12 protein-coding genes are annotated in these 15,335 nt (G+C 68.5%); 5 read left to right on the top strand and 7 right to left on the bottom strand.

Annotation, left to right across the window (positions count from 1 at the left end; all coding sequences use genetic code 11):
- Positions 1-414 precede the first annotated feature (414 nt).
- Positions 415-2,280, top strand: a complete 1,866-nt coding sequence (locus R9B84_RS27235; protein WP_423763096.1) for a phosphoenolpyruvate carboxykinase (GTP) — start codon at positions 415-417, stop codon at positions 2,278-2,280.
- 98 nt (positions 2,281-2,378) lie between these two features.
- On the opposite strand, the gene R9B84_RS27230 is transcribed toward R9B84_RS27235, so the two are convergent.
- From R9B84_RS27230 to R9B84_RS27210, 5 genes are all read right to left on the bottom strand, one after another.
- The gene (locus R9B84_RS27230; protein WP_423763095.1) at positions 2,379-3,287 is read right to left on the bottom strand and encodes an NAD-dependent epimerase/dehydratase family protein; all 909 of its coding nucleotides are present in this window, start codon (positions 3,285-3,287) and stop codon (positions 2,379-2,381) included.
- A 73-nt stretch (positions 3,288-3,360) separates the two neighbouring features.
- Positions 3,361-4,197: an SDR family NAD(P)-dependent oxidoreductase gene (locus R9B84_RS27225; RefSeq protein WP_423763094.1), complete on the bottom strand. Its 837-nt coding sequence runs from the start codon at positions 4,195-4,197 to the stop codon at positions 3,361-3,363.
- A 37-nt stretch (positions 4,198-4,234) separates the two neighbouring features.
- Positions 4,235-4,993 carry an SDR family oxidoreductase gene (locus R9B84_RS27220; protein ID WP_423763093.1) on the bottom strand — a complete coding sequence of 253 codons (759 nt, stop codon included), beginning with the start codon at positions 4,991-4,993 and terminating at the stop codon, positions 4,235-4,237.
- Positions 4,994-5,033: 40 nt separating this feature from the next.
- A complete protein-coding gene (locus tag R9B84_RS27215) occupies positions 5,034-5,891 on the bottom strand; it encodes an SDR family NAD(P)-dependent oxidoreductase (RefSeq protein WP_423763092.1) in 858 nt (285 codons plus the stop codon).
- A gap of 3 nt (positions 5,892-5,894) precedes the next feature.
- The gene (locus R9B84_RS27210) at positions 5,895-6,311 is read right to left on the bottom strand and encodes a nuclear transport factor 2 family protein (RefSeq protein WP_423763091.1); all 417 of its coding nucleotides are present in this window, start codon (positions 6,309-6,311) and stop codon (positions 5,895-5,897) included.
- 460 nt (positions 6,312-6,771) lie between these two features.
- On the opposite strand from R9B84_RS27210, the gene R9B84_RS27205 reads away from it, so the two are divergent.
- Together R9B84_RS27205 and R9B84_RS27200 are read left to right on the top strand one after the other, a co-directional pair.
- A complete protein-coding gene (locus R9B84_RS27205; protein ID WP_047903855.1) occupies positions 6,772-6,981 on the top strand; it encodes a hypothetical protein in 210 nt (69 codons plus the stop codon).
- A 381-nt stretch (positions 6,982-7,362) separates the two neighbouring features.
- Complete coding sequence (locus R9B84_RS27200; RefSeq protein ID WP_423763090.1) at positions 7,363-8,859, top strand: FAD-dependent oxidoreductase; 1,497 nt, start codon at positions 7,363-7,365, stop codon at positions 8,857-8,859.
- Between the two features lie 111 nt (positions 8,860-8,970).
- Here R9B84_RS27200 and R9B84_RS27195 read toward each other — a convergent pair whose 3' ends face one another.
- On the bottom strand, positions 8,971-10,635 hold the full coding sequence (locus R9B84_RS27195) for an acid phosphatase (protein ID WP_423763089.1): 1,665 nt from the start codon (positions 10,633-10,635) through the stop codon (positions 8,971-8,973).
- A gap of 473 nt (positions 10,636-11,108) precedes the next feature.
- Here R9B84_RS27195 and ftsH point away from each other — a divergent pair, with 473 nt between their 5' ends.
- Positions 11,109-13,082, top strand: coding sequence for an ATP-dependent zinc metalloprotease FtsH (gene ftsH / locus R9B84_RS27190; protein ID WP_423763088.1), 1,974 nt, complete (start codon positions 11,109-11,111; stop codon positions 13,080-13,082).
- An 83-nt stretch (positions 13,083-13,165) separates the two neighbouring features.
- Positions 13,166-13,633: an OsmC family protein gene (locus R9B84_RS27185; RefSeq protein WP_423763087.1), complete on the top strand. Its 468-nt coding sequence runs from the start codon at positions 13,166-13,168 to the stop codon at positions 13,631-13,633.
- A gap of 6 nt (positions 13,634-13,639) precedes the next feature.
- On the opposite strand, the gene otsA is transcribed toward R9B84_RS27185, so the two are convergent.
- The gene (gene otsA, locus R9B84_RS27180; protein WP_423763086.1) at positions 13,640-15,046 is read right to left on the bottom strand and encodes an alpha,alpha-trehalose-phosphate synthase (UDP-forming); all 1,407 of its coding nucleotides are present in this window, start codon (positions 15,044-15,046) and stop codon (positions 13,640-13,642) included.
- Between the last annotated feature and the right edge of the window lie 289 nt (positions 15,047-15,335).

Here is a 15,335-nt window from a genome sequence, read left to right as displayed (position 1 = left end):
CGCGCGGCCGGCGGGCCGAACTTGGCGGTTTCGCCAAACCCTTGTGCGACGGACCTTCCGCGGGTTTCGTCCCCGACAGCGATCGCATCGACGCAGTCAAAATGGCTTGCCGGCAACGCATGTGCCTGCACGTCGTCACACTTGTTTCTTGTTGCAACGCAACGCCCGCTCAATAACGGCGATGGTATGCTGGCCGGCATGGAAGTTGTAAGGCAGGTTGCATGCATGGCGAAACTCGCGTTCGCATCTTCTAACGAGACATCACATCCTCTCGCCCGCATCGCGGCATCGACACGCGCACAGCTCGCGTGCCCCGCGTTGCGCGTTGCTGCGCCCTGCATTCCGATCGCATTCCCCATCTGGCGGGTTCACCCCGCATCCCCCATCCCCGCCCAATAATCTGGAGACGTTCCCATGTCGCAAAACAATCTGGCCGAAGCGACACACGGCCCGCTGATCGCTCCCCCGGCTTTCGTCAAACATCGCAAGCTGATCGACTGGGTGTCGCGCATCGCGGCACTCACGGAGCCCGAGCATATCGTTTGGTGTGACGGTTCGCAGGAAGAAAACGACGCGCTGTGCCAGGCGATGGTCGACCAGGGCACGCTCAAGCGCCTGAACCCGGCGAAGCGCCCGAACTCGTATCTCGCGCAATCCGATCCGTCCGACGTTGCACGTGTCGAAGATCGCACGTTCATCTGCGCGGCATCGCGCGACGACGTCGGCCCGACCAACAACTGGATCGAGCCCGCCGAAATGCGCGAGAAGCTCGATGGCCTGTTCCACGGCTCGATGCGCGGCCGCACGCTGTACGTGGTGCCGTTTTCGATGGGCCCGCTCGGCTCGCCGATCGCGCACGTCGGCGTCGAACTGTCCGACAGCCCGTACGTTGCCGTGAACATGCGGATCATGACGCGCATGGGCCGCGACGTGTACGACGTGCTCGGCGAAGACGGCGAATTCGTGCCGTGCGTGCACAGCGTCGGCCATCCGCTCGAAGCGGGTCAGCAAGACGTGCCGTGGCCGTGCAACCCGGTGAAGTACATCGTGCACTTTCCTGAAACGCGCGAGATCTGGAGCTTCGGTTCGGGCTACGGCGGCAATGCGCTGCTCGGCAAGAAGTGCTTCGCGCTGCGCATCGCGTCGACGATGGGCCGCGACCAGGGCTGGCTCGCCGAGCACATGCTGATCCTCGGCGTGACGTCGCCGGCCGGCAAGAAGTATCACGTCGCGGCCGCGTTCCCGTCCGCGTGCGGCAAGACCAACTTCGCGATGCTGATTCCGCCGCAGGGCTTCAACGGCTGGAACGTCACGACGATCGGCGACGACATCGCGTGGCTGAAACCGGGCCGCGACGGCCGCCTGTATGCGATCAACCCGGAAGCCGGCTTCTTCGGCGTCGCGCCGGGCACCGGCGTGAAGACCAACCCGAACGCGATTTCGACGCTGACGGAAAACGTGATCTTCACGAACGTCGCGCTGACGGAAGACGGCGACGTGTGGTGGGAAGGGCTGACCGACACGCCGCCCGCGAAGCTGACCGACTGGCAGGGCAACCCGTGGACGCCGGAGATCGGCAAGGAAACCGGCCGCAAGGCCGCGCACCCGAATTCGCGCTTCACGGCACCGGCCGCGCAGTGTCCGTCGATCGACGCAGACTGGGAGAACCCGGCCGGCGTGCCGATCGATGCGTTCATCTTCGGCGGCCGCCGCTCGACGACGGTACCGCTCGTGACCGAGGCGCGCGACTGGGTCGAAGGCGTATACATGGCCGCGACGATGGGCTCGGAGACGACCGCCGCGGCAGTCGGCCAGCAGGGCATCGTGCGCCGCGACCCGTTCGCGATGCTGCCGTTCTGCGGCTATAACGTCAGCGATTATTTCGCGCACTGGCTGAAGCTCGGCAAGCAGCTCGAAGGCGCGGGCGCGACGTTGCCGAAGATCTACTGCGTGAACTGGTTCCGCAAGGACGCGAACGGCAAGTTCGTATGGCCGGGCTTCGGCGAGAACATGCGCGTGCTGAAGTGGATGCTCGACCGTCTCGAAGGCACCGGTGGTGGCGGCGAACATGCGTTCGGCGTGTCGCCCGCTTATGAAGACCTGCACTGGGACGGGCTCGATTTCACGCGCGAGCAGTTCGACGCGGTGACGTCGATGAACGCCGACGAATGGCGCGACGAGCTGAAGCTGCACGCGGCGCTGTTCGACATGCTGAAGCTGCGTTTGCCGGCTGAAATGACCGACACGATGAAGAAGATCGAACAGCGCCTCGGCGCCTGACGATCTGTATTGACGCATCGGCGCATTGACGCATCGACCCTGACGTCCCGCCGCCGGCATCCATCGCCGGCGGCGGGACGTTTTCGCATCGATGCCGCTTACTGCACGCTGCAATGCGCGACGACTTCGTCGACCGCGCGCTGCACGTCGCCGCGCCGGTAGCGCAGCAGCGCGATATCGGCCGGATCGGGTTCGTACGACACGACGTTGCCGCGCCCCGTGTAGATCGCGATGTCGGGCAGCAGCGGATGCTCCTGGTCGAGCGACGGCACATCCTGTGCGTTGCCGGCCGCGCGGAAGAACGCCGCGAAGTAATCCGCGAAGCTGAGGTTCTCGTCGCCGACGAGGTACGCCTTGCCCGCTGCGCCGCGCTGCAGTGCGCCCCAGATCGCTTCCGACAGCGATTGCGTCGAGATGAAGTTGCTGCCGCCGGCCGGCCCGTACACGGGCAGCCCCGCGAGCCGGCCCTGCGCATAACCCGTGTACGCGGCGAACATCTCGTTGCGCAGCCCCGGCACCGATCCGACCACGAACGGCGCATTGACGCTGCACACCGCGAACGACGGCGTCGCGAGCGCGCGTACGCGTTCGTCGGCGAGATGGCGCGAGCGCACGTACGGCACGGTATCGACGAGCGCGGGCGCGACTTGCGGATAGAAACTGCCGACCAGCACCGCGCGCTTCACGCCCGCGTCGCGCGCAAGCGAGAAGAAGCGCGGCACCGCGTCGACGTTCGCGCGTTCCCAGTGCGCGGCTTCGTCGGTGCCGGGCGGCAGGTGGCGGATGTCGTTGCCGGCCGCGAACACGACCGCGTCGAACGGCACGAGATCGTCGCGCGTGAAGTTGCCTGCCACGTAGTCGCGCAGCAGCACGTCGAACTGCGCGAGCGCGCTGCCGGCCGCGGGCGGCTTGCGCGCGGCGAGCGTGACGTGGTTGCCCTGCGCATGCAGATGCAGCGCGGCGTGGCCGCCGATAAGGCCGGTACCGCCGACGATCAGGATTTTCATGGTGTCTCCGTGGCGGTGCAGGCGCACCGCGTGAAATGAACGGGGGAAGCTGCGAGCGCGTGCGCAGCGCCGCTCAGAAATTGAAGCCGTTGCCCGTGACGACGGGCATGTTGGTCCAGAAGCCGTTCGGGTCGCGATACCAGCCGGCCGCCGCGAGCGCGCCGCCGTCGACGTGCAGCGTCGTACCGGTGACCCACGCGGCGAGCGGACTCGCGAGGAACAGCGCGGCGCCCGCGATGTCGCCGGCCACACCGAAGCGTCCGAGCGGAATCCAGCGCGGGATGTGGTCATGGTGTTCGGCCGCGACCATCGCGCTGATGGGCACCTGCGGCGTCTCGGTGGTTTCGGGCGCGATCTGGTTTACGCGAATGCCGACCGGCCCGAGTTCGAGCGCGAGGCTTTTCGTGAAGCCGGTCAGCGCGGCCTTGAACGACGCGTACACGGTGCAGTTCGGAATCGCGCGGAAGCCCTCGATCGACGACACGCCGACGATGCTGCCGCCCGCGCCGCGCTTGCGCAGCAACGGCAGCATCACGCGCGTGACGGTGAACACCTGGCGCAGGTTCACGTCGAACAGCCGCGCGATATCGTCGTCGGTGCAGTCGTCGAACGGCTTCGCGATCTGCAGGAAATCGCCGACGTTGTTGACGAGCACGTCGAGGCCGCCGAAGTGCGCGTCGACCGTCCGCGCGAACGCATCGACCTCGTCGCGGCGGGTGACGTCCACGGTGCCGACGAGCGCGTCGACGCCCGCGGCTTCGAGCGCGTGCCGCACGTCCTGCGCGCGCGCCGCGTCGATCTCGGCCACGGCGACGCGTGCGCCGGCCGCGCCGAACGCTTCCGCACAGGCGCGGCCGATGCCCGCGCCGCCGCCGGTGACCAGCACGGTCTTGCCGGTGAATGAAATCATCGAAGGACTCCTTTGAACAGGAAAGCGTCGAGCCGCGTCACAGCGACGACACCAGTTGTGCGTTGTCGATCCGCAGTTCCGCGCCGTTCACGAAACGCGATTCGTCGGACGCAAGGAACAGCACGAGATTCGCGACGTCCTGCGGGTCGCACATGCGCGCCATCGGATCGCTGCCGATGCCGAGGGCGGCCGGATCGAGATCGGGCATCAGCGCCTGCGTCATCGGCGTCCAGATCCCGTCCGGATGGATCGAGTTGCAGCGGATCCGGTAGCCGCTGCGCTTGCAGTGCACGGCGACGCTGCGCGCGAGCGCGGTCACCGCGCCTTTCGATCCGGTGTACGCGCACATCATCGGCAGCCCGCCGAGCGCGGCGACCGACGACATCATCACGATCGAGCCCGGCGTGTCGTTGCCTTTCATCGCGCCGATCGCGTACTTGCAGCCGAGGAAATAACCGTCCGCGTTGGTGCGCATCACGCGCCGCCACGTGTCGAGGCTCGTGTCCTCGATCGAGCCGACCGGGCAGATCGCCGCGTTGTTGACGAGCACGTCGAGACGGCCGAAGCGGTCGAGCGTCGACGCGATCGCGTGCCGCCAGCCTTCTTCGTCGGCGATGTCGTGGCGCACGAACAGCGCCGCGTCGCCGATCTCGCGGGCGAGCGCACGGCCCGCGTCGTCGTCGATGTCGGTCAGCACGACGCGCGCGCCTTCGGCGGCGAGCAGCAGCGCATCCGCGCGGCCGACGCCGCTTGCCGCGCCGGTGACCAGCGCGACCTTGTTTGCGACTCGATTCATGTGTCGGTCGATTCCTGTGAGGTTGAAAGAAGGTGGGGGCTCACGCGGCGCCCGGCGCGCGTCCGGCCTTGACCGCATCGAGCGCGGCCGTGCCGTAGATCTGCGCGATCGTGTCGTCGACGCGCGGGTTCGTGCGCAATTCGTGGCCGCCGTCGACCGCGAAGCTCTGGCCGGTGACCCAGCCCGACTCGGGGCCTGCGAGATAGCGCACCGCATGCGCGATCGCTTCCGGTTCGCCGAGCGTGCCGAGCGGAATCTGTTCGAGAAAGCTGTCGACGAGCGCGCGGTTGTCGAACATCGGCGCGGTCGCTTCGGAGCGCGTGAGGCCCGGGCGCACCGCGTTCACGCGGATCTTCGCGCCGGCCAGTTCCTCGGCCGCGCCGCGCACGAGCGCTTCGAGCGCGGCCTTCGCGGCGCAGTACGCGGACAGCCAGCGGAAATTGATCCGCGCGGCGGTCGACGAAATGCAGACGATCGCGCCGCCGCCGCTGTCGGCCAGCCGCGGCGCCGCATGACGGATCGCAGCGAACGCGCTGTGCAGGTTCAGGTCGATTTCCGCGCGGAAGCTGTCGGCGTCGTGGAGCAGCAGCGGCCGGAACCCGGCGCCGCCGACCGTCGGCACGACGATGTCGAGGCGGTTGTCGAGCGCCCACGCGCAGTCGAGGGCCGCTTGCAGGTCGGCTTCGTCGCATGCGTCGCCCGCGTGGATCGCGACGCGGCTGCCAGGCGCCGCGTCGGTCAGTTGCCGCTGCGTGCGTTCGAGCGCGTCGCGGCGGCGGCCCATCAACACGACGGCTGCGCCGTCGGCGACGAGCGCGTGCGCGCAGGCCGCGCCGATGCCGCCGGCACCGCCCGTCACGAGTGCGGTGCGGCCTTCGAGGGGAAGGGGGGTGCGCATCGCTCAGCCCTCCAGCGGCAGGTCTTGCGACCAGTCGACGTGCAGCGTGCGCGCGGCGAAGCGCCACGTGCCGCCGTCGAACACGCAGCGGTCGCGATAACGGAGCCCCCAGTCGAGCTTGCGCTTCACGCCGTCGCGCACGTAGACGTGGCATGCGACGCCGTAGGTCTCGACGTCGGCCTCGCCGCCGTCGAGCGTGACGAGCTGGTTGTGGACGTGATGCTGGGTCGTCTCGTAGCGCTCGATCACGCGCATGCCCGCGACGATCGCGTCGCGGTCGTCGAAGCGGAAGCCGGGGCCGGCGAGCTGCGCATCGGCGGTGAAGAGGGAAGTGAGCTGCGGCCAGTCGCGCCGGTCGACGGCTTGCGCGTAGCGGCACGCGAGTTCGTACAGCGCGTGGCGGGGATTCGAATCGGTCATGCAGTACTCCCGTGGAAGAACGGAAAGAGTCGGCCGCGTCGCGAGTGCGGACGCGGCGGCATTGCGACGTCGATGCGCAGGTTCGCATCGGACCGATCGGGACTCATCATCCATACGGAGCAGGGCGAGGGTCGGGGAAAACACCGGGGCGGGCCGCCGCGCGCCGTTCGATCGCGCATCGATGGCGCGGCGCAACAACCGATGCGCGGCATGCGTCCGACGATTGGGGCGGCCTGTTGCGAAAGGCGCGCGACGTGCCGCGTTTGCGCCATGCGTGTGAATCGGCGGCTCGCGATGTTGCGATGCCGCACGCCACCTGCGCGCCGCTCAGCGTTTGCCCCTAGTCGGAATGGACGATGGCCGGCGGCCGGGCGCTGGCTACCGTGCAGTCATCCGGTGCGGCATGCGATGCGCGCCGGACACGAACCGCACAAGCGGCCAACCGGAGGGGACGACGATCATGAGACTGACGACTCGCAAACTGTGCGTATTGGCGATGGGTACGTTCGCTGCCATGGCAATGGCGCGATACGGAGCCGACCAGGTCCCGTCGCCGCCGTATGCGGCCGGCATCCTGCAATGCCGCTCGGTCGACCCGAACGGCCTGCCGACCGGTTGCGTGCCGATCGACCCGTCGCACTTCGGTTTCGCCGCGTTGCGCGGCATGTGACGCCGGCGCGACGGTGCACGGGCAGCTTGCGCCGGGGGGCGCCAAGTAATCGTTGCATATCGGCCAGGCTGCGCGGCCGGTCCCGCTTCACGCCGTTCGACTTTCGCCGCGCCCGACACGGCGCACGGCTTGCATCAACACCGCCGCGTGCTCGTCACGGCAACGCGACACCGTGCACGGTGACACGGTGACACCGCGACACCGCGACACCGCGACACCGCGACACCGCGACACCGCGACACCGCGGCACCGTGACGACGCGAGAACGCGAAAACTCGGCGCAGTGACACCGCATCGCCCCCCCGCGTCAGGCGACCAACCCGGCAGGCCAGCGCCACGCCCCTCGCTTCCCGCAGATTTCCTTCACGCTGACCCATCCCCATGTCATCAGACTATTCCCTGACCCGCCCCCTGAACGTCCGCGACGTGCATCGCTGGGACGCCGAACACGATGTCGTGATCGTCGGCTTCGGCGCGGCCGGCGCGTGCGCGGCGATCGAAGCCGCGAGCATCGGCGCCGATACGCTGATCGTCGAGCGCGCATCGAGCTACGGCGGCACGAGCGCACTGTCGGGCGGCGAGATCTACCTCGGCGGCAGCGGCGGCACGCCTGCCCAGCGGCAGGCCGGCTTTACCGACGACACCGAGGACCTGTACCGCTACCTGATGCTCGCGGGCGGCCGCGACGCCGACGAGGCAAAGGTGCGCGTCTACGCGAACGAGAGCCTTGCACACCACGACTGGCTCGTCGCGCAGGGGCTCACGTACAAGAACACGTTCATCGCCGAGCGGATCGTCGAACCGGAAACCGACGACTGTCTGATCTGGTCGGGCAGCGAGGAAGCCTGGCCGTTCAGCGAGGCCGCGAAGCCATGCCCGCGCGGCCACACGCCGCAATGGCCGGGCTGGGGCGGCGGGCAGATGCTGATGCGCGTGCTGGCCGAACGTGTGGCGGCGCTCGGCGTCGCGACGCGCTACGACACGCGCGCGCTCGCGCTGATCGTCGACGATGGCGGCACGGTGCGCGGCGTCGTGCTGCGTGCGTATGGCGAGACGGTGTGCGTGCGTGCGCGTGGCGCGGTGATCCTGTGTGCGGGCGGCTTCGCGATGAACCGCGACATGGTGCGCCGGCATGCGCCGCAGTTCCTGCGCTCGGACGAACCGATCGGCAGCCCCGGCGACGACGGCTCGGGCATCCTGCTCGGCCAGAGCGCGGGCGGCGCGGCGATCCACATGGACCAGGGCTTCGTCAGCCTGCCGTTCTACGCACCCGAATCGCTGATCAGGGGCATTTTCGTGAACGCGCGCGGGCAGCGCTTCATCAACGAGGACGGTTATCACGGCCGCACGGGCCATCATGCGTTCCACCAGGCCGACGACCGGATCTACCTGCTCGTCGACCATGCGACGTACCAGGAGCCGCCCGCGATCGCGCGGATCGGCATCGCGGCGGCCGGCGAAACGTGGGAGGAAGTCGAGCGCGACCTGCAGATGCCGGCCGGCACGCTGACGGCGACCGTCGACGTGTACAACCGCCATGCGGCCGAAGGCGCCGATCCGCTGTTCCACAAGGCGAAGAAGTGGCTGCAGCCGCTGATCGAGCCGCCGTTCGTCGCGCTCGATTGCCGGATCGACTACGCGTTTTATCCGCATTTCACGCTCGGCGGACTCGACACGCTGCCGACCGGCCAGGTGCTCGATGCGGCGCGCGCGCCGGTGCCGGGCCTCTATGCGGCCGGCCGTACGACGTGCGGGCTGCCGCGCTGGGGCGCCGGCTACAGTTCGGGGCTGTCGCTGGCCGACGCGACGTTCTTCGGCCGGCAGGCCGGCCGTCACGCGGCGCACGCGGTACGCGACGCATTGCGCAGCGCCGCGTAGCGTAGCCGCAAATGAACGACGCCCCGGGCAATCGATCGTTTTGCCCGGGGCGTCGTCGTTTCAAGCGGTGAAGCGGTGAAACGGTGAAACATCTAAGCGACCAACCGTCCGTCAGCCGAGATCGAGCGCGTTCGTGAGATCGCCCGGCGGCGTCTCGCCGCGCGCCGTGAACGCGTTGTTGCGCGCGGCCACGCCGTCGAGCGGCGCGAGCCCGTGCACGCGGCTGATGAAGCGCAGGATCGAGTTCGTGTCGTACAGCGTGTGATCGACGAAACCCTTCTTCGCGAACGGCGAGATCACGAGCGCCGGAATCCGCGAGCCCGGCCCCCAGCGGTCGCCGACCGGCGGCGCGACGTGATCCCACCAGCCGCCGTTCTCGTCGTGCGTCATCACGATCACGGTGTTGTCCCATTGCGGCCCGCGCCGGATATGGTCGATCACGGTCGCGATGTGGCGGTCGCCCGATTCGATGTCCGCGTAGCCCGCGTGCATGTTCAGGTTGCCCTGCGGCTTGTAGAACGTGACGGCCGGCAGGCGGCCCGCGTCGATGTCGGCGATGAAGCGGTTCGTCGACGGCTCGTCGCCGAGCCCCGCGTCGCGCAGGTGCCGCTGGCGCGCCTCGGTGCCCGGCGCGTAGTTGCGGAAGTAGTTGAACGGCTGGTGGTGGTACTGGAAATCGGGCACGGTGCCCGTGTCGCGATGCGCGAGCGCGTACTGCCACGCGCCGCTGTACCACGCCCAGTCGATGTTCTTCTCCGACAGGCGATCGCCGATCGTCGCGTAGCCCTGCGGCGGCAGCACGCGATGGTCGTCCGGATCCGCATACGCGGCATTGCCCGGATCGGGCGGCGGCACGTAGCTCGGCTGGTACGGCGGCGCCATCGTGTTCACGCCGTAGCCGTCGGGCGTCAGCGGGCCGTCGCCCGCGAATTTCGGCGGGCCGTCGAGCGCGGATGCCGGCGAATCGGCGGCGAGCGCGAGGCGCGTGCCGGCCGGATCGTCGCCTTCGACCTTCGACAGCAGCTTCGCCGCGTGCGGATGCTTGTGCGCGTCCGGATACCGCGGCGCCTGCGCGGAAATCAGGAACATGTGGTTCAGCCACGAACCGCCGAAAGCCGCCATGAAGAAGTTGTCGCACAGCGTGTATTGCCGCGCGACATTCCACAGCCGCAGCGTGTCGGCCGAATTGCGGTAGTGGCCCATCACGAGGCCGCCCGAATCGGCCCACGCGGCGAACTGGTCGTTGCGGCCGGCCGCGATCTGCATCTGGTTCTGGTAGAAGCGGTGCCACAGGTCGCGCGTGATCACGCCGTTCGGCAGCGGCTTGCCCTGTGCGTCGGCGATCCGGAACGGCGCGTTCGGCAGCTTGTCGATGTCGCGCTCGGCGATCGCGTAGCGCTTGCCGTCCACTTCCTGCGCCTGCGGCACAAGCCCGCCCCAGATCTTCGGCAGCACGGGCAGCGGCGTCTTGCCGTCGCGGTCGAGCTGCTGCGCGTGTTCGGGCCGCACCTCGCTCAGCGGATGGCGCACGCCCGGGAAATCGCCGTACAGGTTCGCGAAGCTGCGGTTTTCCGCATAGATCACGACGATGTGGCGCACGCGCTGGCGCAATGCTTCGTCGATGCGCAGGTCGGCGGCGGAGCGCGGCGCGCTGCCCGCCGTGGTTTCACAGCCGCTGAGCGCGACACCGGCACCGAGTGCGGCGAGGCCGCCGAGTACACGGCGGCGGTCGGGATCGGCAGGAAGGTCGTCGGGGCGATCGGGGGTGTCGGTCACGTCGTGGGCTCCTCGAATGAGCGGGTTGGCGATGTCGTTCGATGCGCGGCGGCGTCGCTCAGGCTGCCGCGATGCGGGACGGAAAGCAACGGCCTGCGGTGCGCAACAAGCGCGTGCGGTTCATTTGTCATAAAAATGTCACGAACGCGACTATAACGCGGCGGGGGCCGCCGACGAAAGGTGTTTGTCGGACGATTCGACTCGCGTGGCAGGCGATGCGCGACGCCCGCGCGGGGACTAGACTGAATTCAGGGGCGGCACGTCGCGGCGTGCCGCCCGGGCGAGGATCGCCCGACGACGCCGGCCGACGGCGCCGCCGCGGCGTCATCGATGCGACGAAACGAGGCGACACAGCGAGGCGACGATGACGCGGATGCATGCCGTTTCCGCATGGCCGCCGATGCCGCGCGCCGGTCGCGCGCGGTTGCCCGCGTGAGCGCGCGCCGCACCGCGCGTGCGGCCGGGCCGATGCCATGGACAAGAAATTCGACTACCCGGGATTGCTGATCGCGGCGGGCTTCTTCGTGCTGTTCGCCGCGCAGTTGCTGATGCTGCACCCGGCGTCGGCGTCGATCGCCTACAGCGATTTCCACCGGCTCGTCGACGCACGGCTCGTCGACGATCTCGAGATCGGCCCCACGTCGATCTCGGGCACGCTGAAGATGCCGCAGGCCGGCACGATGCTGCCGGCATCCGAAGCCGCGGCCGCGCAGCAGGCCGGTGCGCCGTGGCGTTTCACGACCAACCGCGTGACCGACGATCACCTGACCGACACGCTGACCGCCGCCGGCATTCGTTATCACGGCACGCCCGACACGAGCTGGATCGCATCGCTCGCGTCGTGGCTGCTGCCGCTCGTGCTGTTCGTGTTCGTGTGGAACATGATGGTGCGAAAGCGCGGCGGGCTGCAGGACTTCACCGGGATGGGCAAGAGTCGCGCGCGCGTGTACGTGCAGCAGGAAACCGGCATCACGTTCGACGACATCGCCGGCATCGACGAGGCGAAGGCCGAGTTGCAGCAGCTCGTCGCGTTCCTGCGCAACCCCGACCGCTACCAGCGGCTCGGCGGCAAGATCCCGAAGGGCGTGCTCGTCGTCGGCGCGCCGGGCACGGGCAAGACGCTGCTCGCGCGCGCGGTGGCCGGCGAGGCGGCCGTGCCGTTCTTCTCGATCAGCGGCTCGGCATTCGTCGAGATGTTCGTCGGCGTGGGCGCCGCGCGCGTGCGCGACCTGTTCGAGCAGGCGCAGCAGAAGGCGCCGTGCATCGTGTTCGTCGACGAGCTCGATGCGCTCGGCAAGGTGCGCGGTGTCGGCCCGATGTCGGGCAACGACGAGCGCGAGCAGACGCTCAACCAGTTGCTCGTCGAGATGGACGGCTTCCAGGCCGGCTCCGGCGTGATCATCATGGCCGCGACGAACCGGCCGGAGATCCTCGATCCCGCGCTGCTGCGGCCGGGCCGCTTCGATCGCCACATCGCGATCGACCGGCCCGACGTGAACGGCCGCCGGCAGATCCTCGGCGTACACGTGAAGCGCGTGAAGCTCGCGGCGGAGGTCGACCTCGGCGAACTCGCGTCGCGCACGCCGGGCTTCGTCGGCGCCGATCTCGCGAACGTCGTCAACGAGGCCGCGCTGCATGCAGCCGAACTCGGCAAGCCGGCGATCGGCATGGCCGACTTCGACGAGGCGATCGACCGCGCGTTGACGGGCCTCGAGCGCAAGAGCCGCGTGATGAACGCACAGGAGAAGCTGACCATCGCATATCACGAGGCCGGCCACGCGCTCGTCGCGGAAAGCCGCGTGCATTGCGATCCGGTGAAGAAGGTGTCGATCATCCCGCGCGGCGTGGCCGCGCTCGGCTATACGCAGCAAGTGCCGACCGAGGATCGCTACGTGCTGCGCAGGAGCGAGCTGCTCGACCGGATCGACGCGCTGCTCGGCGGGCGAGGCGCCGAAGAGCTTGTGTTCGGCGACGTGTCGACGGGCGCGCAGAACGATCTCGAACGTGCGACCGCGATGGCGCGCCACATGGTCATGCAGTACGGGATGAGCGAGAAGATCGGCCTCGTGACCTTCGACGACGGCGATGCGCGCCAGGGCATGCCCGGCGCATGGCATACGGGCGCCGGACGCTGCAGCGAGCACACGGCGCGGATGATCGACGACGAAGTGCACACGTTGTTGGCCGACGCGCATGCGCGGGTCGCGGCGACGCTCGGCGAACGCCGCGATGCGCTCGAACGCATCGCGCGACGGCTGCTGCAATGCGAAGTGCTCGAACGCGGCGCGCTGCAGGCGCTGATCGAAGGGCGTATCGAACCGTCGTCCGAGGCAGCGGCACCCGATGGCGATGCCGGTCCGCGCGGCGACGCGCTCGCGCCGGAGCAGGCGTCGGCGGTCGAGCGCGATTTCATCGCGTACGGGTCGCGTCGCGAGCCCGAACGCTGAATGTGCCGCAAGCCTGCGAACGGCGCGTGCCGATACGGCGATGCGCCGGCATTCCTTTCCCCCTTTCCAGACACGGAGTCGCCATGAGCGAGCCGCACGTATCGGTCAAGGTCGCGCAGCAGGCGCGTTTTTGCTTCGAAGTCTCGTTTGCCGGTACGACGTTGTCGCCGGTGCTCATCGACGAGCCGCCGCCGCTCGGCGACGGGCGCGGGCCGAATCCGGTCCGGCTGCTTGCCGCGGCGGTCGCCAGTTGTCTTGCGGCGAGCCTGCTGTTCGCGCTGAAAAAGCAGCACGTCGATCCGCAGCCGATTGCCGCGCATATTGATGTCGACATGGTGCAGAACGAATCGGGCAGGGTGCGCGTGGGCGCGATGGCGGTGCGGCTGTCGATCGGAAAAGCGTGGGCCGATCTCGCGTCGGCGACGCGCGTGCTCGACCGGTTCGATGCGTATTGCGTGGTGACCGAGAGCATGCGCGCGGGCATCCCGATCTCGGTCGACCTGTGCGATGCGAACGGCGCGGCGCTCGAATACGCGGCGACGGGTGGGTGAGTGCGGTCAGTGCTCGGTGGCCGCGGCGACTTCGGCCGCTTCCGCGAGCGCTTCGAGAAAACGCGTGCGCCACCAGTGCACGTCGGTCTTGCGCACGATCGCCATCAGCGCGGAGTGACGTTGGCGGCGTTCGTCGAGCGGCATCGCGAGCGCGCGCTGGATGGCCTGCGCGGTGCCTTGCGTGTCGTACGGATTGACGAGCAACGCCGATTTCAATTGCTCGGCCGCGCCCGCGAAACGCGACAGCACGAGCACGCCCGGGTCGGCCGCGTCCTGCGCGGCGAGGAATTCCTTCGCGACGAGGTTCATCCCGTCGCGCAGCGGCGTGACGAGCGCGACGCGGCTCGCGCGATAGAGGCCCGGCAAGCGCTTGCGCGCGACAGTGCGGTGAATGTAGCGCATCGGCATCCATTCGAGTTCGCCGTAGTCGCCGTTGATCGCACCGCACAGGCTGTCCATCTCGCGCCGCAGGTCGTCGTACGCGCCGAGATCCTCGCGGCTCGGCGCGGCGATCTGGATCAGCGTCGCGCGGTTGCGGTTCTCCGGATACTGTTCGAGCAACTGACGGAACGCATGCACGCGCTGCGGCAGCCCTTTCGTGTAGTCGAGCCGGTCGACGCCGACGAGCAACTGGCGGCGCGAATATTCGTCGCGCATCCGGTCGAACATGGCGATGCCGTCGCGATCGCGGGCGAGCGACTCGAATTCGTCGACGTTGATGCCGATCGGAAACGCACCGGCCGACAGCGTGCGGCCGAACGCGCGCAGGCGGCCGTCCGGCAGCCGCGCGGCGCCGGCTTCCGCTTCGACGTAATGCTCGAAGTGGAGCAGATCCGATTCGGTCTGGAAGCCGACGAGGTCGTACGCGAACAGCGAGCGCATCAACCATTCGTGTTCCGGGATCGCGGCCATGATCGGCGGCGGCGGCATCGGGATGTGCAGGAAGAAGCCGATCGGATTCGTGCAGCCCATCGCGCGCAGCTCGGCGGCGAGCGGAATCAGCTGGTAGTCGTGTACCCAGATGATGTCGTCGGGCCGCAGCAGCGTGCGCAGCTTGCGCGCGAACAACTGGTTCACGCGCCGGTAGCCGTCGGCGAAGCGCCGGTCGAACTGCGCGAGATCGAGCCGGTAGTGAAATACCGGCCACAGCACGTTGTTCGAATAGCCGAGGTAGTACGCGTCGTAATCCTGCGGATCGAGATCGATCGTCGCGAGCTGGATGCCGCCGACGTTCTGGATCTGCACCTCGTCGCCATGCGAGGGCTGATCGTCGCCGCCGCGTAGCCTGCCGCTCCAGCCAAACCATACGCCGCCGGTTTCCTGCAGGCTGTCCTTCACGGCGACGGCGAGGCCGCCGGCCGCGGCTTTACGGGGGTCTGCGATGCGATTGGATACGACGACGAGTCGGCTCACCAGCTCTCCTGACGATTGTTGGGGGAAAGGTTCGTGCGGCCGGCGGCGCGAAGCGGACGCCGCCATCGACGTGCTGCGATGGGGCCGCAATGCGATCGGACGAGAGTCAGGGCACGCGATTCGCCGTCCGAACGGGGAGTGCTTTTTTAAGCATACTCGTCATTCGTTCGTTTTAAAAGTCTGCATCGGCGAGCGGTGCGAGCGCGAATGCAGCGCGATATCCATGACATCGGTGTGGCAACGCGCGATGCAAAGGCGGGATCGAAGCTTGCGCGGGGCTGCAAACGCA

Origin of the sequence: Burkholderia sp. NLJ2 (assembly GCF_049487195.1) — a bacterium.
Classification (GTDB): Bacteria; Pseudomonadota; Gammaproteobacteria; order Burkholderiales; family Burkholderiaceae; genus Burkholderia; species Burkholderia pyrrocinia.
Note: the sequence above shows the minus strand (reverse complement) of the source record. Positions and strands in the feature narration are given on the sequence as shown.